38 protein-coding genes are annotated in these 25,299 nt (G+C 39.9%); 2 read left to right on the forward strand and 36 right to left on the reverse strand.

The genetic code is table 11. The features are described 5' to 3' along the window. Positions 1-7 precede the first annotated feature (7 nt). Positions 8-1,690: a DAK2 domain-containing protein gene (locus tag RG571_RS01375; RefSeq protein ID WP_002301169.1), complete on the reverse strand. Its 1,683-nt coding sequence runs from the start codon at positions 1,688-1,690 to the stop codon at positions 8-10. Between the two features lie 51 nt (positions 1,691-1,741). Then, positions 1,742-2,104, reverse strand: a complete 363-nt coding sequence (locus tag RG571_RS01380) for an Asp23/Gls24 family envelope stress response protein (protein ID WP_002294298.1) — start codon at positions 2,102-2,104, stop codon at positions 1,742-1,744. Between the two features lie 269 nt (positions 2,105-2,373). Here RG571_RS01380 and rpmB point away from each other — a divergent pair, with 269 nt between their 5' ends. Both rpmB and RG571_RS01390 read left to right on the forward strand, forming a co-directional pair. Further along, entirely contained in the window at positions 2,374-2,562 is a 189-nt protein-coding gene (rpmB, locus tag RG571_RS01385) for a 50S ribosomal protein L28 (RefSeq protein WP_002290463.1), read from the forward strand. 237 nt (positions 2,563-2,799) lie between these two features. After that, positions 2,800-5,469, forward strand: coding sequence for a YfhO family protein (locus tag RG571_RS01390; protein WP_029485732.1), 2,670 nt, complete (start codon positions 2,800-2,802; stop codon positions 5,467-5,469). Positions 5,470-5,802: 333 nt separating this feature from the next. Here the strand turns inward: RG571_RS01390 and truA are convergent, their stop codons facing one another. From truA to tuf, 34 genes are all read right to left on the reverse strand, one after another. Next, a complete protein-coding gene (gene truA, locus RG571_RS01395) occupies positions 5,803-6,549 on the reverse strand; it encodes a tRNA pseudouridine(38-40) synthase TruA (RefSeq protein WP_002298563.1) in 747 nt (248 codons plus the stop codon). Positions 6,550-6,751: 202 nt separating this feature from the next. After that, complete coding sequence (locus RG571_RS01400; RefSeq protein ID WP_002288724.1) at positions 6,752-7,549, reverse strand: energy-coupling factor transporter transmembrane protein EcfT; 798 nt, start codon at positions 7,547-7,549, stop codon at positions 6,752-6,754. Beyond that, positions 7,539-8,408 carry an energy-coupling factor ABC transporter ATP-binding protein gene (locus tag RG571_RS01405; RefSeq protein ID WP_002288722.1) on the reverse strand — a complete coding sequence of 290 codons (870 nt, stop codon included), beginning with the start codon at positions 8,406-8,408 and terminating at the stop codon, positions 7,539-7,541. Before RG571_RS01405 ends, RG571_RS01400 begins: the two co-directional genes overlap by 11 nt. Next, positions 8,384-9,223 (reverse strand): energy-coupling factor ABC transporter ATP-binding protein, encoded by an 840-nt coding sequence (locus RG571_RS01410; RefSeq protein ID WP_002288720.1) that lies wholly within the window; start codon positions 9,221-9,223, stop codon positions 8,384-8,386. The genes RG571_RS01405 and RG571_RS01410 overlap by 25 nt, the downstream gene beginning before the upstream one ends. Before the next feature lie 271 nt (positions 9,224-9,494). Beyond that, positions 9,495-9,875 carry a 50S ribosomal protein L17 gene (gene rplQ / locus RG571_RS01415; RefSeq protein ID WP_002288716.1) on the reverse strand — a complete coding sequence of 127 codons (381 nt, stop codon included), beginning with the start codon at positions 9,873-9,875 and terminating at the stop codon, positions 9,495-9,497. Between the two features lie 27 nt (positions 9,876-9,902). Next, positions 9,903-10,841 carry a DNA-directed RNA polymerase subunit alpha gene (locus tag RG571_RS01420; protein ID WP_002288715.1) on the reverse strand — a complete coding sequence of 313 codons (939 nt, stop codon included), beginning with the start codon at positions 10,839-10,841 and terminating at the stop codon, positions 9,903-9,905. Between the two features lie 79 nt (positions 10,842-10,920). Then, entirely contained in the window at positions 10,921-11,310 is a 390-nt protein-coding gene (rpsK, locus tag RG571_RS01425) for a 30S ribosomal protein S11 (protein WP_002288714.1), read from the reverse strand. 27 nt (positions 11,311-11,337) lie between these two features. Beyond that, the gene (gene rpsM / locus RG571_RS01430) at positions 11,338-11,703 is read right to left on the reverse strand and encodes a 30S ribosomal protein S13 (RefSeq protein WP_002288713.1); all 366 of its coding nucleotides are present in this window, start codon (positions 11,701-11,703) and stop codon (positions 11,338-11,340) included. Between the two features lie 17 nt (positions 11,704-11,720). Then, positions 11,721-11,837, reverse strand: coding sequence for a 50S ribosomal protein L36 (rpmJ, locus tag RG571_RS01435; protein ID WP_002288710.1), 117 nt, complete (start codon positions 11,835-11,837; stop codon positions 11,721-11,723). 32 nt (positions 11,838-11,869) lie between these two features. After that, on the reverse strand, positions 11,870-12,088 hold the full coding sequence (gene infA / locus RG571_RS01440) for a translation initiation factor IF-1 (RefSeq protein ID WP_002288695.1): 219 nt from the start codon (positions 12,086-12,088) through the stop codon (positions 11,870-11,872). A gap of 190 nt (positions 12,089-12,278) precedes the next feature. Next, a complete protein-coding gene (locus RG571_RS01445) occupies positions 12,279-12,926 on the reverse strand; it encodes an adenylate kinase (RefSeq protein ID WP_002288690.1) in 648 nt (215 codons plus the stop codon). Positions 12,927-12,987: 61 nt separating this feature from the next. Further along, entirely contained in the window at positions 12,988-14,283 is a 1,296-nt protein-coding gene (gene secY / locus RG571_RS01450) for a preprotein translocase subunit SecY (protein WP_002288688.1), read from the reverse strand. Continuing rightward, a complete protein-coding gene (gene rplO / locus RG571_RS01455) occupies positions 14,283-14,723 on the reverse strand; it encodes a 50S ribosomal protein L15 (RefSeq protein WP_002288687.1) in 441 nt (146 codons plus the stop codon). Before rplO ends, secY begins: the two co-directional genes overlap by 1 nt. Positions 14,724-14,766: 43 nt before the next feature. Then, positions 14,767-14,946: a 50S ribosomal protein L30 gene (gene rpmD, locus RG571_RS01460; protein WP_002288686.1), complete on the reverse strand. Its 180-nt coding sequence runs from the start codon at positions 14,944-14,946 to the stop codon at positions 14,767-14,769. A gap of 14 nt (positions 14,947-14,960) precedes the next feature. Next, positions 14,961-15,461 (reverse strand): 30S ribosomal protein S5, encoded by a 501-nt coding sequence (gene rpsE / locus RG571_RS01465; RefSeq protein ID WP_002288681.1) that lies wholly within the window; start codon positions 15,459-15,461, stop codon positions 14,961-14,963. Positions 15,462-15,481: 20 nt separating this feature from the next. Continuing rightward, positions 15,482-15,838 carry a 50S ribosomal protein L18 gene (gene rplR, locus RG571_RS01470; protein ID WP_308947452.1) on the reverse strand — a complete coding sequence of 119 codons (357 nt, stop codon included), beginning with the start codon at positions 15,836-15,838 and terminating at the stop codon, positions 15,482-15,484. Between the two features lie 160 nt (positions 15,839-15,998). Then, positions 15,999-16,535 (reverse strand): 50S ribosomal protein L6, encoded by a 537-nt coding sequence (rplF, locus tag RG571_RS01475; RefSeq protein ID WP_002288677.1) that lies wholly within the window; start codon positions 16,533-16,535, stop codon positions 15,999-16,001. A 31-nt stretch (positions 16,536-16,566) separates the two neighbouring features. Continuing rightward, positions 16,567-16,965 carry a 30S ribosomal protein S8 gene (gene rpsH / locus RG571_RS01480; RefSeq protein WP_002288675.1) on the reverse strand — a complete coding sequence of 133 codons (399 nt, stop codon included), beginning with the start codon at positions 16,963-16,965 and terminating at the stop codon, positions 16,567-16,569. Positions 16,966-17,000: 35 nt separating this feature from the next. Continuing rightward, a complete protein-coding gene (locus RG571_RS01485) occupies positions 17,001-17,186 on the reverse strand; it encodes a type Z 30S ribosomal protein S14 (protein ID WP_002288673.1) in 186 nt (61 codons plus the stop codon). An 18-nt stretch (positions 17,187-17,204) separates the two neighbouring features. After that, on the reverse strand, positions 17,205-17,744 hold the full coding sequence (rplE, locus tag RG571_RS01490; RefSeq protein ID WP_002288671.1) for a 50S ribosomal protein L5: 540 nt from the start codon (positions 17,742-17,744) through the stop codon (positions 17,205-17,207). A gap of 27 nt (positions 17,745-17,771) precedes the next feature. Continuing rightward, the gene (gene rplX / locus RG571_RS01495) at positions 17,772-18,080 is read right to left on the reverse strand and encodes a 50S ribosomal protein L24 (protein WP_002288670.1); all 309 of its coding nucleotides are present in this window, start codon (positions 18,078-18,080) and stop codon (positions 17,772-17,774) included. Between the two features lie 36 nt (positions 18,081-18,116). Continuing rightward, complete coding sequence (rplN, locus tag RG571_RS01500) at positions 18,117-18,485, reverse strand: 50S ribosomal protein L14 (RefSeq protein ID WP_002288669.1); 369 nt, start codon at positions 18,483-18,485, stop codon at positions 18,117-18,119. A gap of 57 nt (positions 18,486-18,542) precedes the next feature. Beyond that, the gene (gene rpsQ, locus RG571_RS01505) at positions 18,543-18,809 is read right to left on the reverse strand and encodes a 30S ribosomal protein S17 (RefSeq protein WP_002288668.1); all 267 of its coding nucleotides are present in this window, start codon (positions 18,807-18,809) and stop codon (positions 18,543-18,545) included. Between the two features lie 24 nt (positions 18,810-18,833). Further along, positions 18,834-19,022: a 50S ribosomal protein L29 gene (gene rpmC, locus RG571_RS01510; protein WP_002288664.1), complete on the reverse strand. Its 189-nt coding sequence runs from the start codon at positions 19,020-19,022 to the stop codon at positions 18,834-18,836. Then, positions 19,012-19,446, reverse strand: a complete 435-nt coding sequence (gene rplP, locus RG571_RS01515) for a 50S ribosomal protein L16 (RefSeq protein ID WP_002288661.1) — start codon at positions 19,444-19,446, stop codon at positions 19,012-19,014. Before rplP ends, rpmC begins: the two co-directional genes overlap by 11 nt. A gap of 2 nt (positions 19,447-19,448) precedes the next feature. Further along, entirely contained in the window at positions 19,449-20,105 is a 657-nt protein-coding gene (gene rpsC, locus RG571_RS01520) for a 30S ribosomal protein S3 (RefSeq protein ID WP_002288659.1), read from the reverse strand. A gap of 13 nt (positions 20,106-20,118) precedes the next feature. After that, on the reverse strand, positions 20,119-20,466 hold the full coding sequence (gene rplV, locus RG571_RS01525) for a 50S ribosomal protein L22 (RefSeq protein WP_002288657.1): 348 nt from the start codon (positions 20,464-20,466) through the stop codon (positions 20,119-20,121). A 22-nt stretch (positions 20,467-20,488) separates the two neighbouring features. Next, complete coding sequence (gene rpsS, locus RG571_RS01530; protein ID WP_002288655.1) at positions 20,489-20,767, reverse strand: 30S ribosomal protein S19; 279 nt, start codon at positions 20,765-20,767, stop codon at positions 20,489-20,491. A 42-nt stretch (positions 20,768-20,809) separates the two neighbouring features. Continuing rightward, positions 20,810-21,643 (reverse strand): 50S ribosomal protein L2, encoded by an 834-nt coding sequence (gene rplB, locus RG571_RS01535; protein WP_258430252.1) that lies wholly within the window; start codon positions 21,641-21,643, stop codon positions 20,810-20,812. A 38-nt stretch (positions 21,644-21,681) separates the two neighbouring features. Next, positions 21,682-21,972, reverse strand: a complete 291-nt coding sequence (gene rplW, locus RG571_RS01540) for a 50S ribosomal protein L23 (RefSeq protein ID WP_002290449.1) — start codon at positions 21,970-21,972, stop codon at positions 21,682-21,684. After that, positions 21,972-22,595, reverse strand: coding sequence for a 50S ribosomal protein L4 (gene rplD / locus RG571_RS01545; RefSeq protein WP_002290446.1), 624 nt, complete (start codon positions 22,593-22,595; stop codon positions 21,972-21,974). Before rplD ends, rplW begins: the two co-directional genes overlap by 1 nt. Positions 22,596-22,622: 27 nt before the next feature. Further along, positions 22,623-23,252 carry a 50S ribosomal protein L3 gene (gene rplC, locus RG571_RS01550; RefSeq protein ID WP_002290445.1) on the reverse strand — a complete coding sequence of 210 codons (630 nt, stop codon included), beginning with the start codon at positions 23,250-23,252 and terminating at the stop codon, positions 22,623-22,625. Between the two features lie 30 nt (positions 23,253-23,282). Further along, positions 23,283-23,591, reverse strand: coding sequence for a 30S ribosomal protein S10 (gene rpsJ / locus RG571_RS01555; protein WP_002290443.1), 309 nt, complete (start codon positions 23,589-23,591; stop codon positions 23,283-23,285). A gap of 404 nt (positions 23,592-23,995) precedes the next feature. Continuing rightward, positions 23,996-25,183, reverse strand: a complete 1,188-nt coding sequence (gene tuf, locus RG571_RS01560; protein WP_002290442.1) for an elongation factor Tu — start codon at positions 25,181-25,183, stop codon at positions 23,996-23,998. Positions 25,184-25,299: the final 116 nt, after the last annotated feature.

Below are 25,299 nucleotides of genomic sequence, written 5' to 3' on the forward strand. Positions count from 1 at the left end.
ACAGAAATTATTCAGCAGAAAATAGATAAGGATAGACAGGCTGATCTCCTTGGTGGATCTCGATTTCCAAATCAGGATGTTTTTCTGTTAGTTTCTCAGCAAATTCATTTGCTTGTTCAACTGTTCCTTCATCACCTGCCAGGATCGTTACGATCTCTGTGTCCTCATTGATCATTTGTTCTAGTGTACTTAATGCTGTTGCTGTGATATCTGGGTTAGAGATCAGGATTTTTCCATCGATCATGCCCAAAAAGTCTCCTTCTTTGATCTCTACACCGTCAATTGAGGTATCTCTGATCGCGTGAGTGACTTGACCGCTCACAACGCTAGACAACATTTCTGTCATCGTTTCTTTGTTTTCTTCTAAAGAAGCTTGATCATTGAATGAAAGCATAGCTGTCAATCCTTGGGAAATCGTTCTTGAAGGAACAACTGCTACTGGGATATCTGCTACTTCTGCTGCTTGATCAGCTGCCATAAAGATGTTCTTATTGTTTGGCAAGACAATCACTTTATCTGCGTTTACTTCTTGAATCGCTTTAACAATGTCTTCCGTACTTGGATTCATTGTTTGCCCACCACTGATAACATAATTAGCGCCTAAACTTTCAAACAGCTCTTGGACGCCTTTACCAGCAGCGATCGCTACGATACCATACGGGATACGTGGTGTTTCTTTTTTCGCAAACTCGTTCACTTCTTCATCGTGTTCCAAAATCGTCTCATGCTGCAAGCGCATGTTGTCGACTTTGATTTTGACTAATGAACCGAATTTTTGTCCATAATTCAAGACTTCTCCTGGGTTTTCTGTATGCACGTGGACTTTGATGATCTCGTCATCATTGACCACAAGTAAAGAATCTCCTATACCATCTAAATAGTTACGGAATTCTTCGTAATCGAATGTACTATCAACTGTAGGTCCTTCTCCGATTTTTACCATGATTTCTGTACAGTAACCAAAATGGATATCTTCTGTCGCCATTTGACCTTGGACACTGCGATGATGTTCTGCATTGACCATATCATCCATTTCTGCTGGAGAAGGTTCATATGTTTCATCCGCTTGGAATTCTCCATTCAATGCACTTAAAAAGCCCTCATAAACAAACAGCAGTCCTTGCCCTCCACTGTCTACGACACCGACTTCTTTTAGGACTGGAAGCAAGTCTGGAGTTTTAGCTAAAGCACGTTTTGCTCCTTTTACAACAGCTGTCATTACTTCAACGACATCATCAGTACTTTTTGCTTTCTTTTCTCCAGCTTTCGCTGCTTCTCTAGCTACTGTCAAAATCGTTCCTTCTACTGGTTTCATTACTGCTTTATACGCAGTTTCAACTCCATGAGTGAAGGCTGCAGCAAGATCAGAAGCATTTAATGAGACAACATCTGGAATTTGCTTAGAAAATCCACGAAACAATTGAGACAAAATAACGCCGGAATTTCCGCGCGCACCCATCAGCAATCCTTTTGAAAGCATTGCTGCTAATTCTCCTACTTTTTCTGAGGTTGAATCTACTACTGCCTTAGCTCCACTAGTCATAGATAGATTCATATTTGTTCCCGTATCGCCATCTGGCACAGGGAATACATTTAATGAATTGACGTATTCTGCATTTACTTGCAGACGATTCGCACCTGCCTGGACCATTTCCTGGAACTGGCTTGCACTTATTTCTGTTACACTCACCTAGATAATCCTCCTTCAGATCGACTGCTGAGTTACCAGCCAGTCTCCTGCCTAGTCTGGCAGTACACGAACACCTTGTACAAAGACATTAACTGAATTGGCAGTTACGCCTAATAATGCCTCTAGATTGTATTTCACTTTTTCTTGGACGTTGCGGGAAACTTCAGAGATTTTCGTACCATAGCTGATAATCGTATAAACATCTACAGCAATACCATTATCTTCTTGGCGGACAACTACTCCTCTTGAGTAATTTTCTTTACGCAAAATCTCAGTAATATTATCTTTAATTTGATTTTTGCTGGCCATTCCTACAACACCGAACACATCTGTCGCGGCGCCACCAACAACTGTTGCAATTACATCATTGGTAATTTCAATGGTTCCAGCTGACGTTTGAATTTTTACAGCCATGAATGAGCCTCCTTAACGGGTAAAAAACTCCCATTTTTCTTCTATCATATTTTATCATAGCGCAACTTGAAATAAAAGGCAGTTACCCAAAGTACTCAAAAACCTTGCAAAATTTCAGGTATAACCTTGTTTAATTTACAATTATTCTTCTCAATTGTCAATTGTATCTATGAAAATGTACTTGCAAATTCCCATTCTATATGATATGTTAGTCTGGTATGAGCTGAATTATTCTATTGCTCCAAATCAAGGCAAAGGAGGAAATTACCATGGCAAAAGTTTGTTACTTTACAGGTCGCAAGACAAAAAGTGGAAACAACCGTTCACACGCTATGAACTCAACAAAACGTACTGTTAAACCTAACTTACAAAAAGTTCGCGTTATGGTCGACGGAAAACCTAAAAAAGTTTGGGTGTCAACTCGTGCTTTGAAATCAGGAAAAGTTGAACGCGTTTAATTGAATGATACTTGGACCGTTCAGATAGTGAACGGTTTTTTATTTAATAAAAATTTTTGAGGGTGGGACTTTTGATTCCTACCCTTTTTTTGCGTTTATTTTTGTTATACGAACAAATTATGAAGTTATTTATTCTAAATTTTATTTTTTTGTGAAAACTAGACTCTTTTTAAGCAGAGAAAAACAAGGATATGATAAACTGAATACAACTTCATAGAAATTTGGTGGAAAATAAATATGAAAAAAAACTTAAAGTCATTCTTTAGAGAAAACGGACGCTACGCAGCAGCTAGTTTCCTGATTCCGTTTTTGATTTTAGCACTTGTTTATCTAAGTATCGGGATCTATCCTGGAAGCAGCAGAAGTATTTTGGCAAGTGATGCCTTTTCACAGTTTTCTAATTTTCATGCCAGCTTCCGAAATGTTCTTCTTGGAAAGCAAAGTATTTTTTATACATGGAATGCTTCTCTAGGATTGAATTATTTATCTTTAATTTCTTACTATCTAGGCGGGATCTTCACGCCACTGGTGTTCTTTTTTCCAAACCAGATGATGCCAGATGCACTGTATGTTCTGACTTTGCTTAAGGTCGGCTGTGCCGGATTGGCTTTTTGGTTTCTTGCACGTACGTTCAAGATTCCTCGCTGGGGGCATGTTGCACTTAGCGTCAGTTACGCATTGATCTCATTTATCACTGCACATTCGGAGATCATCATGTGGCTGGATGCATTTGTTTATCTTCCATTAGTGATTTTGGGGATTCATCGTGTTATGGATCTTAAACGGCCGAAACTTTTATTTGTCAGTTATTTACTCTTGTTTTTATCCAGTTTTTATATGGGTTTTATGATTGGCGTATTTTCTTTCTTATATTTTATCGCCCGTCTATTGACAAACTGGTCAGAATATAAAAAAACGATTGTTCCTTATGGTATCACTTCTTTACTGGCAGGCGGCGCTTCAATGATCATTGTATTGCCAGCAGTGCTGGATCTTCGGTCAAATGGCGAGGCACTGAGTCAGATCACTACGTTGAAAACAGAAGCGACTTCTTATCTGGATCTGATCATGAAAAATATGATTGGTGTTTATGACACGACAAAATACGGATCGATTCCGTTCGTTTACGCAGGTCTGCTACCATTAGTCCTCTGTCTGTTTTATTTTGCCAGTCGGAAAGTACCGTTGAAAAATAAATTTTTGTACGGCAGTCTTTTCGCCATACTTATCGCAAGTTTTTATCTTGTTCCATTAAATTTGTTCTGGCATGGTATGCATGCACCGAATATGTTTTTATTCCGTTATGCCTATCTGTTCTCTTTCTTAGTGCTCCTGCTTGCAGGAAAAGGATGGGAAAAGATAGAACAAGACGATCGTGGGCTGTTGTTAGGAATCATTTTGGTCGTAGCTGCTCTCTTTGCGGTGGCATGGGGCATCAAACCTGAAGGAAGCTACACCTATGTGACGATGACTTCCTTTGTATTGACAGTGGTTTTCTTAGGGATTTATGCTTTTGCTGTGGGATTTTATCAGCATAAAAAACTTTCATTCAATCATCTGAGTATATTGTTATTATTGATCATGTCTGCTGAAGCACTGGTCAATACGAACAGTATGATCCATGGCATTCTTGATGATTGGAATTATGCTTCCCGCAGTTTATATACTGATCCTTATCCTGACTTGAAAGCTCTTGTAAATGAAACAAAAAAAGATTCCGACTCGTTTTACCGCTTGGAAAATCTGGATCCAGTATCTGCAAACGATTCGATCAACTACGGTTACAGTGGTATCAGTTTGTTTTCTTCTATAAGAAATCGTAATTCTTCCTCTTACCTGGATAAATTAGGTTTCCGTTCAAGAGGGACAAATTTGAATATCCGTTATAACAATAATACTTTGCTGATGGATGGGTTTACAGGAATCAAATATAACATTTCTAAAAACGAAAGCACGTTCAGTAAATATGGCTTCCGCCAAGCTGGTCAAAGCGGCGACTATACACTGTATCAGAATGTCAATGCATTGCCACTAGCATTTACTGCACCGTTGTCCGTTAATGATGTTGAGCAGCCAGTGACAGATAATTTGACCAGTCAGACAAACTTGATCAATACATTGTCTGGTCTAAATGAACAGTATTTTACATTCTATACACCTACTTTGAAGAATCAGTTGAATACGACGATCACAAAGACAACGACTGGCGTCACTTACTCAGAAACAGCAGACAACCAGCCAAAAGAGCTCACTTGGGAAGTCCATGTGCCTGCAAATACACAAGCTTACTTAAGTTTGTTCCCAACCAATTTTGCACAATTAGAAAGTTCTAGCGCGACGATCACTGTCAATGGTACATCGCGAAAAACGCAAATCAACATTTCTGGTCAATACTATGATCTTGGCTATTATCCTCAAGAGACAACAGTGACATTTACTGCAAGTTTTTATGGGACGAAAGAAATAAGTTTCATGGAGCCTAAAGTCGTTGGTCTAGATGTTGTAGCCTATCAAGCCGCAATGAATCAGATCAAAGAAAAAGGTGTCGAAATGGAAGCCACTGGCAGAAAAGCTTCTGGGACTGTAAATACCGCTGAAGATTCCATGTTGGTGACAACTATTCCTTATGACAAAGGATGGAAAGCTAAAATTGATGGGAAACCAGTCAAGGTCAGCAATTTCAAAGACGCATTCTTGATGATAAAAGTTCCAGCAGGTAAACACACTGTCACTTTCAGTTACTTGCCTGAAGGATTTATGATAGGTGCAATCCTTTTTGTCCTATGTATTGCATTGTTTATTCTTTATGTCTGGTACCTTGACCGCAATCGCCCCTTTTATGGCACGATTGATCCAGCAATAGAAGAAAAACCGCGAAATACACACAGAAGAAGACGAAGAAAATAAAGAAACGATGGAACCTGTTCAGACTGTCCGCACCAAGGGCAATCAAAACAACGTTCCATCGTTTTTTGGTTACAAAAAAAGTATCATGGCAAAAAGAAGGTTCACTTATCCATGCTTCGTTCACAAGTCACGATATTCATCAAAGATGAGAAGCTGTTTTTTAAAATTGCTCCTTGTGACTCAGAGTTAAATGACAGGCTCACGACCTCTTTCTTAAACGGTGTTCAAAAGCTTGCATCTGCGGCAATAAGCCCAGTCAAACGAAAAATATGAGGAGCTATTTTGGTTTGGCTGGGCTTATTGCTTGATGCAGGGCAGCTTTTTCACAACCTCTTATTCATATTTCACTTCATACAAATAAAGTCCTTCAGGATGTGCTGTAGGTCCTGCTGCATTACGATCTTTTTTCGCAATAATATCTGGGATACTATCTTCAGGCAATCGGCCATTGCCGATTTTCAAAAGCGTTCCTACTAAGATCCGTATCATCTTATACAAGAAGCCATTTCCCCTAAATGTAAACAACAATTCGTCTTTTGTTTCATTTACCTCCATCTTAGCTTCGTAGATCGTACGTACTTTATCCTCTATCGAGCTTCCTGATGCACAAAAAGAGGTGAAATCGTGGGTCCCTAATAAATCAGGAAGTGCCCGCTGAATTTTTTCCAAATCAAGTGGGTAAGGAAAATAACTTGCATAATGGCGTCGAAAAGGACTGCGTGGTTTCCCTATATCCACTCGAAATTGATACGTCTTTTCTTTGACCAAATATCTTGCGTGGAAGTCTTCTGAAACAATTTCTACTTGTCTTACAGCAATATCCTCTGGTGACTGGGTATCTAGCGCGAAACGCATTCGTTCTAACGGACGCTCCTCTGGATAATCAAAATGGATTACTTGCCCGATCGCATGTACTCCGGCATCTGTCCTTCCCGAACCAAAGACCGTGATTTCTTTTCCATTTGCCATTTTTTGTAATGTTTTTTCTACTTCTTCTTGAACAGTACGCCCATTTGGCTGTTTTTGGAATCCATTAAAATTTGTTCCGTCGTACGCAATGATTGCTTTGTAACGTACCATGTTTTTCTCTCCTTTGTTCCTAAAAGGTTATCTGGAATAATGATTTTTTTATAAAATTTTTTCGTTCTTTCTTTTCAGATAAAAGAAAGAGGCCTGTGACCTTAGTCTGCCACAGACCCTAATATTTCTTGTCATACACTGCTCGCATCCTTTCTTGCAAACAGATCAGCAAGAAAAGAATAGATAGCGGCCCACTGAACGTTTATCCTCTTAAAAAGATCAGTAGCACAGTTAATAATACAAAAGCAATGATAACCATCGTGTCTCTATTATGCCAATGCAATACACGATATTTCGTTCTTCCTTCCCCACCTTTGTAGCCTCTTGCTTCCATAGCAGTCGCAAGATCTTCCGCACGGTTGAAGCTGCTGACAAATAAAGGAATCAGCAAAGGAATGACTGCTTTCATTTTCTGAACTAGGTTTCCTTCACCAAAATCAACACCGCGAGCGCGCTGAGCGTTCATGATCTTTTCTGTTTCGTCCATCAATGTAGGCACAAAACGAAGAGCAATCGACAGCATCAATGAAATTTCGTGGACTGGGAACCGTACGGCTTTCAATGGACGAAGCAAGTACTCAATCGCATCCGATAATTCCAAAGGCGGTGTAGTAAGCGTGAGTAGAGTCGACATAAAAATGATCAACACGAATCGACAGAAAATAAAGAGGCCGTTCATCACACCAAATTCAGTGATATGGAAAACACCCCAACTCCAATAAGTTTCTCCGCCACTTGTAAACAAGACCTGCAAAGCTACAGTGAAGAGGATTAGCCAGATCAATGGGCGAATGCCTCGGATAAAAAATTTCAAATCTACTTTTGACAAGAAGACAGAAAGTAATGTGAAAAATGCCAACAAAAGGTACGTTTCCCAATTATTTGCTAAAAAAATGATTCCGATAAAATAAAAACTGGCTAATAATTTAGCTCGGGGATCCAATCGATGGATCAAGGAATCTCCAGGCATATAACGACCAAATATCAATTTATTCATCATGGGCATTTCCTCCAGCATAATGGACGATAGCGTCTGCTAATTCTTCAGCTGTCAAAGGCAAGGTAGCAAAGTTCATCCCTTTAGCCATTAATTCTTCTGCAAACTCGGTGGCAGTAGGTACGCCTAGTTGTTTTTCTTTTAGCCATTCAATGTTTTGAAAGACCTCTTGCGGCTCCCCGCTATTAACGATTCGTCCCTTTTCCAGCACATAGACATAATCTGCAAAATTGGCTACATCATCCATTAAATGCGTAACTAATACAATAGTGATCTGCTGTTCCTTATGAAGACGCCAAAACATCTCCATCATTTCTTTTCTACCCTGGGGATCAAGTCCTGCCGTTGGTTCATCCAATACAAGTACTTCCGGCCTCATGGCAAGCACACCAGCGATTGCTACTCTACGCATTTGCCCTCCTGAAAGTTCAAATGGCGAACGTTCCAAATAGCTTTCATCCAGCCCAACTTGTTCTAATGTTTCTTTTGCTAGGACTAGTGCTTCTTCTTCGCTGACACCAAAGTTTTTAGGACCGAAAGCAATGTCTTTTGCTACCGTTTCTTCGAATAGCTGTGCTTCTGGAAACTGAAAGACGATGCCAACTTTTTTTCGGATGGGCTTTAAATTCTTATTATCCGTATCCGGCTGAATATCTCGTTCTCCAATATGGACTGTACCGCTTGTTGGCTTAACAAGCGCATTCAAATGCTGAAGTAAGGTTGATTTTCCGCTTCCGGTATGCCCTACTAATGCAGTATAACTGTTTTCTTTGATCGTCATATTGATGTCAAATAAGGCTCTTTGTTCAAATGGTGTATTCGGCTGATAAGTGAAGTCTACTTGTTCAAAACGGATGTCCATAACCAATCCACCATCCTTTCTTCTGTCATATATTCACTGGGCACATCAACCCCACGTTCTTTCAGTGCGCTCTTCAGTTTTTCAGGAAATGGTAGATCTAGACCTAAGTCGATCAGTTCAGGACCAGCAGAAAAAATTTCTTTTGGTGTACCTTCGCGGACAAGTTCTCCTTGTCTCATCACTAGTATCCGATTGGCATTAGCTGCTTCATCAATATCATGAGTGATAGATATAACGGTCAATTGACTTTCTTCTTTGATCTTCTTGATCGTAGAGATCACTTCTTCACGGCCTTCTGGATCTAGCATACTGGTTGCTTCATCTAAAATAATGATATCAGGTCGTAAGGCAACCACGCCGGCAATGGCAACACGTTGTTTTTGCCCTCCTGATAAACGAGCAGGCTCGCGTGAAGCAAACTCAGCCATTCTAACTTTCTCAAGTGCATCTTTCACACGCACTAGCATTTCTTCTCTGGGAATCCCTTGATTTTCAAGACCAAAAGCAACGTCATCTTCTACTGTCGAACCAACGAACTGGTTGTCTGGATTTTGAAAAACCATTCCAACCATCTGTCGGATCGTCCAAATATTTTCTTCATCCAATATTTGATTTCCCACTTTCACGATCCCTGATTCTGGCAGAAGCAATCCATTGATCGTTTTGGCAAGTGTCGATTTTCCTGAACCATTGTGTCCAATAATAGCGATCCACTCACCTTTATCAATTGTAAAGGAGACATCTTTCAATGCGGGGCGAAGATCATCTGGCTGGTATTTATAATTTATCTTTTCTAATTCAATAATTGGCTCCATGATTACTCCTTCTTCATCCTAAAGTTCCTACTAACACTATCAAAAAAAGACAAAATTTTCAATTATTTCTCGCTTAAAATGTTTTTTTATGCCTTCAAACATATCTGTCATGACAGGTAATTGAAGGTATAAAAAAACACTTTATGATGAGTGCTTACTCCCCAAGCGATATTCGCTTGAGGAGCAGCGCTGAGCTAGACTCGGAAAAACATCTTCCAACATCATAACACTCTAAAAGAATCATCTATAAAGTGATGTTATTAGTGTGATTTTAGACAAGTTCTAAGACAACCATTGGTGCACCATCACCGCGTCTTGGTTCTGTCTTCAAAATGCGTGTGTATCCGCCTTGACGTTCTGCGTAACGAGGTGCAATATCGTTGAACAGTTTTTGTAAAGCTGATTCAATGACGATGTCCTCATTTTCTTCACGCACGCTGGCAACTTCATTACGTACGAAAGCCGCAGCTTGACGACGTGCATGCAAATCTCCGCGTTTACCTAAAGTGATCATTTTTTCTGCAGTTGAGCGAACTTCTTTCGCACGAGCTTCAGTAGTCACAATACGTTCGTTGATTAATAAATCAGTTGTTAAATCACGCAACATCGCTTTACGTTGGCTAGATGTGCGTCCTAGTTTACGATAACTCACGTTGGTTTCCCTCCTTCGTAAAAGGTTTTAATCTTCTTTACGTAAACCTAAACCTAAGTCGTGCAATTTTGCTTTAACTTCTTCTAATGATTTACGTCCTAAGTTACGGACTTTGATCATTTCAGGCTCAGATTTATTTGTAAGTTCTTGTACAGTATTGATTCCTGCACGTTTCAAACAATTGTAAGAGCGAACAGACAAGTCTAACTCTTCGATCGTCATTTCCAACATTTTTTCTTTTTGTGTTTCTTCTTTTTCGACCATGATTTCAGCATTTTTTGCTTCATCAGTTAAGTTCACAAAAATATCCAAATGTTCAGTCATGATTTTCGCAGACAAACTCATTGCTTCCAACGGTTCAATTGAACCATCTGTCCAAATCTCCATCGTCAATTTATCAAAATCTTCACGGTGTCCAACACGTGTGTTCTCAACTTGATAGTTCACACGACGAACAGGTGTGTAGATTGAATCGACTGGAAGAACGCCAATTGGCATATCTTCTTTTTTATTTTCATCTGCTTGAACATAACCACGTCCAGGTTTCACTGTTAAGCGAGCATGGAACGTAGCTCCTTCAGAGACACTACAGATGTACATATCTTTGTTAAGAATTTCTACATCACTATCAACGATAATATCGCCAGCAGTTACTGTAGCAGGTCCGGTAATATCGATTTCAAGGGTTTTTTCTTCTTGGCCATACATTTTCAGCGCTAAGCCTTTAATGTTCAAGATGATTTGAGTGACGTCTTCTCTAACACCTTTGATGGTAGAGAATTCATGCAGTACACCATCGATTTGAATATTAGTGATGGCAGCACCTGGCAAAGAAGATAATAAAATACGACGTAGGGAATTCCCTAAAGTAGTCCCATACCCTCTTTCAAGAGGTTCAACGATGAACTTGCCATAATCTTTTTCTTCATCAATTTTTGCGATTCTTGGTTTTTCGAACTCAATCATTCTTATCTTTACCCCTTTCAAAACGAAAAGTGTCTTGTTCAATGACGTTACTGATAAAACTCAAAATGAGCGGCACTCATTAAACACGACGGCGTTTTGGAGGGCGGGCACCATTATGAGGAACTGGAGTCACGTCACGAATTGCAGTCACTTCTAAACCTGTAGCTTGTAATGAACGAATTGCTGCTTCACGTCCAGAACCAGGTCCTTTAACTGTTACTTCAACAGTCTTTAATCCGTGTTCCATTGCTGCTTTTGTAGCAGTTTCTGCTGCCATTTGAGCGGCAAAAGGAGTTGATTTTTTGCTTCCTTTGAAACCTAATGAACCAGCTGATGACCACGCTAATGCATTTCCGTGAGTATCAGTGATCATGATGATAGTGTTATTGAATGTAGAATGGATATGTGCAATACCTGCTTCTATATTCTTCTTCACACGGCGTTTACGATTCACTTTTTTTGCTGCCATGAAGTTTTAACCTCCTTCACTTAAGAATTATTTTTTCTTGCCAGCGATAGCGCGAGCTGGGCCTTTACGAGTACGTGCATTGTTTTTCGTGTTTTGTCCACGAACAGGCAATCCACGGCGATGACGGATTCCACGGTAAGAACCGATTTCCATCAAACGTTTGATGTTCAAGTTCACTTCACGACGAAGATCCCCTTCAACTTTTAATTTATCTACTTCTGCACGGATAGCATCTGTTTGTTCATTCGTTAATTCACGAACGCGAACATCTTCAGATACACCAGCATCAGCTAAGATCTTTTTAGCAGTAGTGTTACCAATACCATAGATATAAGTAAGTGAAACTACTACACGTTTATCACGAGGAATATCTACTCCTGCAATACGAGCCATATTTATAGCACCTCCAATTATCCTTGACGTTGTTTATGTTTTGGATTTGCTGGGCAAATCACCATAACGCGTCCTTTACGACGAATTACTTTACAATGTTCGCACATTGGTTTTACTGATGGTCTTACTTTCATGATAATACCTCCTGTAGTTTTACGGAGTACAATTATTTAAAGCGATAAGTAATACGGCCACGGTTAAGATCGTATGGAGACAATTCAACCGTTACTTTGTCACCAGGTAAGATACGGATGTAATGCATACGAATTTTACCTGAAACAGTAGCAAGAACTTGGTGTCCGTTTTCTAGTTCAACTTTAAACATTGCATTCGGCAAAGTTTCGACGACTGTACCTTCGACTTCAATCATATCTTCTTTTGCCACGCACAGTACCTCCTTGTACTTGTTTCGCATTTTCACACGATAAAATGGCGGAAACTGCAGTTCCCACCTCAAAATTCTCAAAATGGATCATCTAGAGGATTCTCTAGAAGTCGGACTGACATATTCTATCATAATTTATTGAACTTGACAAGAGTAACTGCATAATGCAAGTCGGCTACGGGCAATCGTGCTATTTTTCAATGATTTTTTGTACATCTGCAAATACAGCATCGATTTCACGAGCACCATCAATAGTGTTTAGCAAACCTTGTTCTTTATAATAAGCCAAGATTGGTTCACTATTTTTGATGTTGATAGCCAGACGATTTTTAACCGTCTCAGGTTTATCATCTTCTCTTTGATAGAATTCATGCCCACCGCAACGATCACATGTGTCTTCAACTTTTGTAGGGTTGAAAATTTTATGGTAAGTTGCTCCACAATTGCTGCAGATAAATCGGCCGGCTAGACGTTCGACCAAGATTTCTTCACCAACATGGATATCGATGACAGCATCAATTTTTTTATTCAAATCTTTTAGCATTGCGTCCAGAGCTTTTGCTTGATCTAACGTACGTGGAAAGCCATCTAATAAGAAGCCTTTCTCTGTATCTGGTTCAGCTAGTCGCTCTTTCACGATTCCATTTGTTACTTCATCAGGAACTAATGCACCTTTATCCATATAAGACTTTGCTTCCAGGCCAAGAGCTGTTTCGTTTTGCATTGCTGCGCGGAACATATCTCCTGTTGAGATGTGCGGAATACCATAAGCATCAATGATTTTTTCAGCTTGTGTTCCTTTACCTGCGCCTGGCAGCCCCATTAAAATGAGGTTCATTGTTTTCCCTCCTAATAAATGTGTGAGAACGTGTGTTGAGGGAAAACCTCAACACGCTTTCTTACTCAATGAATCCAACATATTTACGTTTCAGCATTAAGCCTTCTAACTGTTTCGCAGTTTCTAAAGCTACACCGATAACGATCAGTAAGCTTGTACCGCCTAATCCGATTGATTGTGGAAGATCCCAAACCATTTGAGCAATGATTGGAAGCAATGCCACTAAACCAAGGAAGACTGCACCAACTGTACTTAAACGCATCAGTAATCTTGAGACATACTCTTCAGTCCCCTTACCAGGGCGTACGCTTGGTATATAACTTCCTTGCTTTTGCAAGTTTTCCGCTAATTTCTCAGGGTTTACTTGAACAAAGGCGTAGAAGAAAGTGAAGGCAACGATCAGAATCGTATAAATCGTAGCACCAGGTGCTGTATTATAGTTAAAGATCTCCATCATCACTTTGTACCAGTTTTCAGAACCGAATCTACCGCTCAATGCTTGTAAAACAGCATTTGGCGTAGCAATAAACGAACTAGCAAAGATAACTGGAATAACTCCAGCTGCATTTACTTTCAACGGCAGATAGCTGCTTGTAGGCGCGCCAGCTACGCGTTTCGTATATTGGATCGGGATCTTGCGTTCAGCTTGTTGGAAAAATGTTACGAATGTCACGATCAATAAGACCGCTACTAGTAAAATGGCCACAAAAATAGCAGATTTCCATATGTCTGAAGGATCAATATTTATAAAGTAATCTTCATAAATTTCTCTGATACTTTCAGGCAATCTAGAAATGATACCTGCAAAAATGATCATTGATACGCCATTTCCGATACCTTTTTCTGTGATCTGTTCTCCTAGCCAAGTAACAAACATCGTACCGGCTGTTAGAATCAAACCGATCGTTACGTAAGTTGCTACGTTAGGATTATTCACGAAACCTAATTGAGCGTATTGATTGAATCCAGCAGTGATACCGACAGATTGGATAAATGCCAATACTAATGTCAGATATCGAGTCGCTTGATTCAGTTTTTTACGACCAACTTCCCCTTGTTTCGACCATTCAACAAATCGAGGCACGATGTCCATTTGAAGAAGCTGAATGACGATAGAAGCAGTAATGTATGGTGAAACCCCCATTGAGAAAATGGAAAAGTTTTGCATCGCACTACCACTTACCAAGTTCAACATGTTGAAAAATGGCAAAGAAGAAAGGTTTTGCAATGAAGCAGCATTTACGCCTGGTACAGTAATATGTGCACCTAGGCGAAATACAAACAACACAAATACAGTAAATAGGATTTTCGATCTAATGTCTTTTACTTTAAAAGCATCTTTTAATAGTCTAAACATTAGATCACCTCGATTGATCCACCAGCCGCTTCAATTGCTTCTTGAGCTGCTTTAGAGAATTTTGCTGCTTTCACAGTTAATTTCTTGTTTAGTTCCCCATTAGCTAATACTTTGATTCCAGCTTTTTCGTTTTTCACGATTCCAGCTTCAACTAAAGCAACAGGAGTTACTTCAGCTCCGTCTTCAAAGCGGTTCAATACATCAAGATTAATGACTGCATAGTCTTTACGGTTCACGTTTGTGAATCCTCGTTTTGGTAAACGACGGAACAATGGTGTTTGTCCCCCTTCAAATCCTAAACGCACACCGCCGCCTGAACGAGCTTTTTGTCCTTTTTGTCCGCGTCCGGCAGTTTTTCCGTTACCAGATGAAGTCCCACGACCAACACGGTTACGTACTTGGCGAGAACCTTCAGCAGGTTTTAATTCATGAAGTTTCATAGGTTTGGCACCTCCTTAATGTTCTAGTTATGATTTTTCTAAATTAAATTTCTTCAACGTCCACTAGGTGAGAAACAGTATTGATCATGCCTTTAATTGCTTCATTAGAAGGCTTAACCACTGAACTGTTAATCTTTGTAAGACCTAACGCTTTAACTGTATCGCGTTGGTTTTGAGGACGTCCGATAATACTGCGTTTTAAAGTAACTTTTAATTCAGCCATTATTGTTGTCCTCCTTATCCGATTAATTCTTCAACTGATTTGCCGCGAAGTTCTGCAACTTCTTCTGCACGTTTCAATTGTTTCAAACCTTCAACTGTTGCGCGAACAACGTTGATTGGTGTATTTGAGCCTAAAGATTTAGAAGTGATATCTGCTACCCCAGCTAATTCTAATACGGCACGAACTGGTCCACCAGCAGCAACCCCAGAACCTTCTACAGCAGGTTTCATTAGGATTCTACCACCACTAAAAGCACCGATTACTTCGTGTGGGATTGTTGAACCAACCATAGGTACTTCAACTAAGTTTTTCTTCGCATCTTCAATTGCTTTACGGATTGCTTCAGGAACTTCTTGAGCTTTACCTGTACCAAATCCTACGTGTCCGTTTTTGTCACCGACAACAACTAAAGCAGCAAAACGTAGACGACGTCCACCTTTAACAACTTTTGTTACACGGTTAATTGCAACAACGCGGTCTTCTAATTCCAAATGTTTTGGATCGATATAAACCATGAATGGTATTCCTCCTTCTTCTAAAATTCTAGTCCATTTTCGCGAGCAGCTTCAGCTAAATCTTGCACACGGCCATGGTAAAGGTATCCACCACGGTCAAAGACTACTACTTTAATGCCTTTTTCAGCTGCACGTTCAGCAACTAGTTTACCGACAGCTTGTGCTGCTTCTGTTTTTGTTCCACCTGAAATTTCTTTATCCAAGGTAGAGGCACTTGCTAGCGTTACACCCGCTACGTCATCAATAATTTGAGCGTAGATGTTTTTGTTAGAACGAAAAACGTTCAAGCGTGGGCGCTCAGCAGTACCAGAGATATTGTTACGTACACGACGATGTCTCTTTTGACGTGTTTTGTTCTTATCTGGTTTTGTAATCACAATTGTCACCTCTTTATTTTTATTGTACTACTATTTCAAGCAGTAAATACGTTTCGAAAAATAGAAGCTGCGGCACAAGTAAAAATGTATTTTTTTGAAGGTAAACTTCAGCCAAATGCCTTTTTCCTGCTGCTGGCTTCTATGCAATTTTTCTAAACGATTATTTACCAGTTTTACCTTCTTTACGGCGTACATATTCGCCAACATAACGAATACCTTTACCTTTATAAGGTTCTGGAGGACGAGTTCCACGAATGTTTGCAGCTAATTCGCCAACTTCTTCTTTGTTCGCACCTTTAACAATTACTTGTGTGTTAGCTGGTACTTCAACAGTTACTCCAGCTGGTGGTGTGATTTCTACTGGATGTGAGTAACCAACGTTCAATACAAGTTTTGATCCTTGTAATTGTGCACGGTACCCAACCCCGATTAGTTCTAACGCTTTTTGGAAACCTTCGCTGACACCTACAACCATGTTGTTGAAGTTCGCACGAGTTGTTCCATGAATTGTTTTCATTTCTTTACTGTCGTTTGGACGAGTGAAAGTTACTTCGTTTCCTTCGATATTCATTTTGATATCTGCTGAAAAAGTACGAGTCAATTCACCTTTTGGTCCTTTAACTGTAACGTTGTTTCCGTCTTGAGTAACTGTTACTCCTTCAGGGATAACAACGACTTTATTTCCGATACGGCTCACTTAAAGACACCTCCTTGTAGATTCTACTTGATTACCATACGTAAGCGATAACTTCGCCGCCGATATTTTTTTCACGAGCTTCTTTATCAGTGACAACACCTTCAGAAGTCGAAATGATTGCGATACCTAAACCGTTCAATACTTTTGGTACTTCGTCAGCTTTGACATAAGCACGCAAACCTGGTTTAGAGATACGTTTTAAGTTTGTGATAACACGTTCGCCGTTTTTACCAAATTTTAGGAAAACACGGATCACGCCTTGTTTGTCATCTTCGATGTATTCAACATCACGAACGAAACCTTCACGTTTCAAGATTTCAGCGATGTCACGTTTAATTTTTGATGCAGGTACTTCTAAAGACTCATGTTTAACCATGTTTGCGTTACGGATACGAGTTAGAAAATCTGCAATTGGATCTGTCATGACCATTGATCTTTTACCTCCTTCTTATGCGAATTTACTTTTTACCAGCTAGCTTTCTTCACGCCGGGAATTTGACCTTTATAGGCAAGTTCGCGGAAGCAAATACGGCAAAGATGGAACTTACGATAAACTGAATGTGGACGTCCGCAACGTTCGCAACGAGTATAAGCTTGTGTTGAAAATTTTGCAGGACGTTTGTTTTTAGCAATCATTGATTTTTTAGCCACGTAGTTCGCCTCCTTTAATTATTTTTGGAATGGCATGCCTAATTGTGTCAACAACTCACGAGATTCTTCATCAGAGTTTGCTGTTGTTACAATAACGATGTCCATACCACGTACTTTATCTACTAAATCATAATCTACTTCTGGGAAGATCAATTGTTCTTTAATACCTAAAGTATAGTTTCCACGACCGTCAAAGGCTTTTTTACTTACACCATGGAAGTCACGTACACGTGGTAGTGAAACAGAAACCAATTTGTCTAAGAATTCGTACATTCTTTCTCCGCGCAATGTAACTTTTGCACCAATTGGCATTCCTTCACGTAAACGGAATCCAGCGATTGATTTTTTAGCTTTTGTAATCATTGGTTTTTGACCAGTGATCAAAGTTAATTCTTCAACTGCTTTATCTAAGTTTTTAGCGTTTGATACCGCATCACCAACACCCATGTTGATGACGATTTTTTCAACTTTAGGTGTTTGCATAACAGAGCTATAGTTAAATTTTTCCATCAATGATGGAGTTACTTCTTTAAGATATTTTTCTTTTAGGCGGTTCATTCAGTAAGACCCTCCTTCCTTAAACTTTTATTTATCTAAAACTTCACCGGTTTTTTTAGAAACACGGACTTTTTTGCCGTCTACTTCTTTGTAGCCAACTCGGCCAGCTACACCAGTAGAGTCAACCACCATCACGTTAGAAACATGAATTGGCGCTTCCATCTCAACAATTCCACCTTGAGGAGCAGCTTGAGAAGGTTTTTGGTGTTTTTTAACGACATTTACACCTTCGACAATAACTTTATCTTTTTTCGGGAACGCTGCTAGTACAACGCCTTCTTTGTTTTTGTCTTTTCCAGTGATAACTTTAACTTTATCGCCTTTTTTAACAAACATAACTGTTTCGCACCTCCTTTGATAAGTGTCTCAAGATTATAAAACTTCTGGTGCTAGTGAAACGATCTTCATGAAGTTGTTTTCACGTAGTTCACGTGCAACTGGCCCAAAGATACGTGTTCCACGAGGGCTTTTATCATCACGAATAATCACTGCAGCATTTTCATCAAATTTAATATATGAACCGTCTGTACGACGAGCTCCTGATTTTGTTCGAACGATAACGGCTTTAACGACGTCACCTTTTTTGACAACCCCACCTGGCGTTGCTTGTTTAACCGTAGCAACGATCACATCACCGATGTTAGCAGTTTTACGACCAGATCCACCAAGGACTTTGATCGTCAAAATTTCACGTGCGCCTGAGTTATCAGCGACTTTTAAACGACTTTCTGCTTGGATCACGTTGTGTATCCTCCTTTCAGATTTTGCATTCAATCTATATAGGAAAATCTCGTGTTATTAGATAATAACTGCTTCTTCGACTACTTCCAACAAACGGAAACGTTTTGTAGCTGATAATGGACGAGTTTCCATAATTCTCACGATGTCGCCAACTTTTGCTGTGTTGTTTTCATCATGCACTTTGTATTTCTTAGAATAGTTCATGCGTTTGCCATAGATAGGGTGGTTTTTCTTTGTTTCGACAGCAACGGTAATTGTTTTATCCATTTTGTCTGAAACCACGCGACCTTGATAAACTTTGCGTTGATTTCTTCCTTCAGTCATACGCTTAATGGCCTCCTTCCATAATTACTTAGCCTGTTCACGCAACACAGTTTTGATGCGTGCAATCGATTTACGTACTTCTTTAATACGTGCAGTGTTTTCTAATTGACCTGTTGCTAATTGGAATCTAAGATTAAACAATTCTTCTTTTAATTGTTTTTCTTGATCAAGCATTTCGGCAGTGGTTAATTCTCTGATTTCTTTAACCTTCATTCGATTCACCACCCATTTCCTCACGTTTTACGATCTTAGTTTTCATTGGTAATTTGTGAGAAGCTAGACGTAACGCTTCACGAGCTACTTCTTCAGGAACGCCTGCGATTTCAAACATGATTTTACCACGTTTTACTGGTGCAACCCATCCTTCAGGTGCCCCTTTACCAGAACCCATACGTACCCCAATTGCTTTGGCAGTATAAGATTTGTGAGGGAAAATTTTAATCCATACTTTCCCACCACGTTTCATGTAACGAGTCATTGCGATACGAGCAGCTTCGATTTGGCGGTTTGTGATCCAATGTGAATCAACAGCTTGCAAACCGTATTCACCGAATGCTACTTCTTTTCCGCCTTTAGCTTCCCCGCGCATTTTTCCGCGGAATTCACGACGGTGTTTTACACGTTTAGGTACTAACATGATTATTTCCCTCCTTTCTCAGTGTTTTTTTTAGTTGGAAGAATTTCTCCACGATAGATCCACACTTTAACTCCTAGTTTTCCGTATGTTGTATCTGCTTCTTCCCATGCGTAATCAATGTCCGCACGTAAAGTATGAAGAGGAACAGTTCCCTCTGAGTATCCTTCTGAACGAGCGATATCTGCTCCGTTTAGACGACCAGATACTTGAGTTTTGATCCCTTGAGCGCCAGCACGCATTGAGCGTTGGATCGCTTGTTTTTGAGCGCGACGGAAAGCAACACGGTTTTCTAATTGACGTGCGATTCCTTCACCTACTAATTTTGCATCTAGATCTGGTTTTTTGATTTCCACGATGTTGATGTGGATTCTTTTACCAGTTAATTTGTTTAATTCTTTTCTTAGGCTTTCGACTTCAGAACCGCCTTTACCAATAACCATACCTGGTTTAGCTGTGTGAATTGAAATGTTTACGCGACCTGTTGCACGTTCGATTTCAACTGTTGATACAGCAGCATCAGCAAGTTTAGTTGAAATAAATTTACGGATTCTTAAATCTTCGTGTAAGAACTCAGCATACTCTTTTTCAGCATACCATTTAGCATCCCAGTCGCGGATGATGCCTACACGCATTCCAATTGGATGTACTTTTTGACCCACTGATTATCCCTCCTTATTTTTCTGATACGACTACCGTGATATGACTTGTACGTTTGTTGATTGGAGAAGCTGATCCTTTTGCACGAGGACGGAAACGTTTCATTGTAGGTCCTTCGTTAACAAAAGCTTCGCTTACTACCAAGTTTTCAACATCTAAGTCAAAGTTATTTTCTGCATTCGCAACTGCTGACATCAATACTTTTTCAATGATTCCAGCAGATTTGTTTGGTGTGAATTTCAAGATTGAAATTGCATCTGCGACACTTTTACCTCTGATAAGGTCAATTACTAAACGGGCTTTTCGAGGTGAAGTGCGAACTGTTTTTGCAGTTGCTTTAGCTGATGTGATTTGTTCTGCCATTTGGATTTATCCTCCCCTCAAATTAGCGTTTCGTTTTCTTATCGTCAGCAGCATGTCCACGATAAGTTCTTGTAGGTGCAAATTCACCTAATTTGTGTCCTACCATGTCTTCTTGGATGTAAACTGGTACATGTTTACGTCCATCATAAACTGCGATGGTATATCCAACAAAACTTGGGAAAACTGTTGAACGACGTGACCAAGTTTTGATAACTTTTTTCTTTTCAACCCCTGCTTGAGCTTCAACTTTTTTCATTAAATGCTCATCGACAAAAGGTCCTTTCTTTAAACTACGACCCATGGTGAACCTCCTCTCAAAATGTGCGACACATGGTCAAAGTAATTATTTATTTTTGCGACGACGAACAATAAGTTTGTCTGATTTAGCTTTTTTGTTACGAGTTTTGTAACCAAGAGCTGGTTGACCCCAAGGAGAAACTGGTGCTTTACGTCCGATAGGAGCTTTACCTTCACCACCACCGTGTGGGTGATCATTAGGGTTCATTACGCTACCACGTACAGTTGGACGTTTACGCATCCAACGAGAGCGTCCAGCTTTACCGATGTTGATTAATTCGTGTTGTTCGTTACCTACAGAACCGATTGTTGCGCGGCATGCAGCTAAGATCATACGAACTTCACCAGAGTTCAAGCGGATCAATACGTATTTGCCTTCTTTACCAAGTACTTGAGCACTTGTACCAGCAGAACGGATCAATTGTCCACCTTTACCAGGTTTCATTTCAATGTTGTGGATAACAGTACCAACTGGAATGTTTTCTAATGGAAGAGCATTTCCGACTTTGATATCTGCTTCTGGACCTGAAACAAGTTTCATACCCACTTCTAGTCCTTTAGGTGCTAAGATGTAAGCTTTCACTCCATCTTCATAGTGTACTAACGCGATGTTAGCTGAACGGTTTGGATCATATTCGATCGTTTGAACAGTTGCAACAACGTTGTCTTTGTTACGTTTGAAGTCGATCACGCGATATTGGCGTTTGTGTCCGCCACCTTGATGACGTACAGTGATGCGGCCGTTGTTGTTACGTCCAGCATGGTTTTTCAATGGTTGTAACAATGATTTTTCAGGTATTGATGTTGTGATTTCAGCAAAATCAGAACCTGTCATGTTACGACGACCATTTGAGGTAGGTTTGTACTTTTTAATCGCCACGTTTTTCCCTCCTAATTTAATGAGTTATCTATTAGTGCTTATTCAGCAGCTTCGAATAATTGGATTTCTTTTGAATCTTCAGTCAATGTAACGATCGCTTTGCGACGTTTTTTTGTATATCCTGCATATTTGCCCATACGTTTGAATTTCGCACGTACGTTCACGATGTTCACGTTTTTGACTTTAACGTCAAAAGCAGCTTCTACCGCTTGTTTTACTAAAGTTTTGTTTGCGCGAGTGTCCACTTCAAAAGTGTATTTCTTGTCATCCATGGCAAGCATTGATTTTTCAGTGATCACTGGGCGTTTGATTACGTCTAGTAAGTTCATTATGCAAGCACCTCCTCAATTTGAGTAAGAGCAGTTTGTGTTGCTAACACTTTTGTATTTGATACAACGTCTAGCACACTCACATTATCAGAAGTTACTACAGAAACGTTTGGTAAGTTACGTGCTGATAAAGCAGCAAAGTCGTTACCTTTTTCTAGAACAACCAATACTTTAGAGTCGATAGATAAGTTAGCAAGAACTTGTTTGAATTCTTTTGTTTTTGGTGCGTCGAAGTTCAAGCCTTCGATTGCTACCAAGTTGTTTTCAGCAACTTTTTCTGATAATACAGATTTCATTGCTAAACGACGAACTTTTTTAGGAAGTTTGTAGCTGTAAGAACGTGGTGTTGGTCCAAAGACTACGCCACCTCCACGCCATTGTGGTGAGCGGATAGATCCTTGACGTGCACGACCTGTTCCTTTTTGACGCCATGGTTTACGTCCACCGCCACGAACAGCGCTACGGTTTTTAACCGCGTGTGTTCCTTGTCTTAATGACGCACGTTGCATTACGATTGCATCGTAAACAACACTTTCATTAGGTTCAATTCCGAAGATTTCTTCGTTAAGTGTGATTTCACCGTTTTGGCTTCCATCTTGTTTGAATAATGCTACATTCGGCATTCCTTAGTTCCTCCTTTCTTCCTACAATTATTTAGCTTTCACAGCTGATTTGATAGTGATTAAAGATTTTTTCGCTCCAGGAACATTACCTTTGATCAAGATAACATTTCTTTCTGCATCTACACGTACAACTTCCAAGTTTTGGATAGTTACGCGGTTGCCACCCATACGGCCAGCAAGACGTTTGTTTTTGAATACACGGTTAGGTGCAACTGGACCCATTGACCCAGGACGACGATGGTAACGAGAACCGTGAGCCATTGGTCCGCGGCTTTGTCCGTGGCGTTTGATAACCCCTTGGAATCCTTTACCTTTCGTAGTACCTGTTACATCAATAATGTCTCCTGCTTGGAAAACATCTACTGTAATTTCTTTTCCTACTTCATATTCTCCTAGCTCAACATTTTTGAATTCACGAATGAAGCGCTTAGGAGCCGTGTTTGCTTTTGCAACATGACCTTTCGCAGGTTTGTTTGATAAAACTTCACGCATATCTTGGTAACCAACTTGAATAGCTTCGTAGCCATCCGTTTCCATTGTTTTCACTTGTAGTACTACGTTTGGCGTAGCTTCTACAACAGTAACTGGAATTAATTCACCAGATTCAGTGAAGATTTGTGTCATTCCCACTTTTTTCCCTAAGATTCCTTTGGTCATGAGTACACCTCCATTATTTTTGTTTTAGTTTTATAATTTGATTTCGATGTTTACACCAGATGGTAAGTCTAGCTTCATCAAAGCATCAACAGTTTTTGGTGTTGGGTTCACAATGTCGATAAGACGTTTGTGTGTACGCATTTCGAATTGTTCGCGTGAATCTTTGTATTTATGAGTCGCACGAATGATTGTGTAAAGACTGCGTTCAGTTGGTAATGGAATTGGACCAGACACGCTAGCTCCAGTTCTTTTTGCAGTTTCCACGATTTTATCCGCTGATTGATCTAAAATACGGTGTTCATACGCTTTTAAACGGATACGAATTTTTTGTTTTGCCATCTTGTTCCCTCCTTCGCCTATTTTGAAAAGTAGACATAGCTCCACGAAAATTTCCGTCACGCTCGTTCGTGGCAAAGCGTCCGGGCGTGTCGCAACCTCTCGTTTCTTAGCCGACGAAATCATTCTGATTACGTCTGTGCAATTCACTAAAGTAAACGCACCTTTGTCATTATAATATATATAAACTCACAACGCAAGGCTTTTCCTTGTAAAAAACATTTTGTTTTCATAAAGTTTCATTTAGAAAATACTGATTCTTTTATTTCGCGTTCCTTCTATTATAATGCCCTGTCTTTTCTTTCCTGATCCTGCAATAAATAAAAAAGCTCGGAAACAAAGATCCTGAGATCTTCATTCCGAGCGATTACGTCCGAATAAATGTTGCTTAGTTTTGCTTAATTCAATTAAGCTTTGATTTCTGTAACGACACCGGCACCAACTGTACGTCCGCCTTCACGGATTGAGAATTTAGTACCGTTTTCGATAGCGATTGGGTGGATTAATTCAACTTCCATTGTTACGTTGTCGCCAGGCATAACCATTTCAGTTCCTTCTGGTAACTCAACAACACCTGTTACGTCAGTTGTACGGAAGTAGAATTGTGGACGGTAGTTAGTGAAGAATGGAGTATGACGTCCACCTTCTTCTTTTGTCAACACATATACTTCTGCAGAGAATTTTGTATGAGGTGTGATTGTACCTGGTTTAGCTAAAACTTGTCCACGTTGGATGTCTTCACGTGCAACACCACGTAGTAAAGCACCAATGTTGTCTCCAGCTTCAGCGTAGTCTAACAATTTACGGAACATTTCAACACCAGTAACTGTTGTTTTTGAAGTTTCTTCAGCAATACCAACAACTTCAACTTCGTCACCAACGCGAACTTGTCCACGTTCAACACGACCTGTAGCAACAGTACCACGTCCAGTGATTGAGAACACGTCTTCAACTGGCATCATGAATGGTTTGTCGTTGTCACGTTCTGGAGTTGGGATGTATTCGTCAACTGCAGCCATCAATTCAAGAATTTTTTCTTCGTATGAAGCGTCGCCTTCTAAAGCTTTCAAAGCTGATCCAGCAACTACAGGAACATCGTCACCAGGGAATTCGTATTCTGTTAATAGGTCACGAACTTCCATTTCAACTAATTCTAGTAATTCTTCGTCATCAACCATGTCTACTTTGTTCAAGAATACAACGATGTAAGGAACACCAACTTGACGAGACAATAGGATGTGTTCACGAGTTTGAGGCATTGGGCCATCAGCAGCAGAAACTACCAAGATAGCTCCGTCCATTTGAGCAGCACCAGTGATCATGTTTTTAACGTAGTCCGCGTGTCCTGGGCAGTCAACGTGAGCGTAGTGGCGTGTATCTGTTTCATACTCAACGTGAGCTGTTGAGATTGTGATTCCGCGTTCGCGTTCTTCTGGAGCACCATCGATTTGATCGTAAGCCATAGCTTGGCCGCCGTTTTTCTTAGATAGTACAGTTGTGATTGCAGCTGTTAATGTAGTTTTACCATGGTCAACGTGTCCGATAGTACCAATGTTAACGTGTGGTTTAGAACGGTCAAATTTTTCTTTTGCCATTTTAAAATGTCCTCCTAAAAATACAATATATTTTTTATTTGTCTGATAGGTATATGATGTACACAAGGTACACCACATGCCCATATCATCGATAATTATTTTACACGAAACTATAT

Origin of the sequence: Enterococcus sp. FR204, from assembly GCF_031143325.1 — a bacterium.
Taxonomy (GTDB): domain Bacteria; phylum Bacillota; class Bacilli; order Lactobacillales; family Enterococcaceae; genus Enterococcus_B; species Enterococcus_B faecium.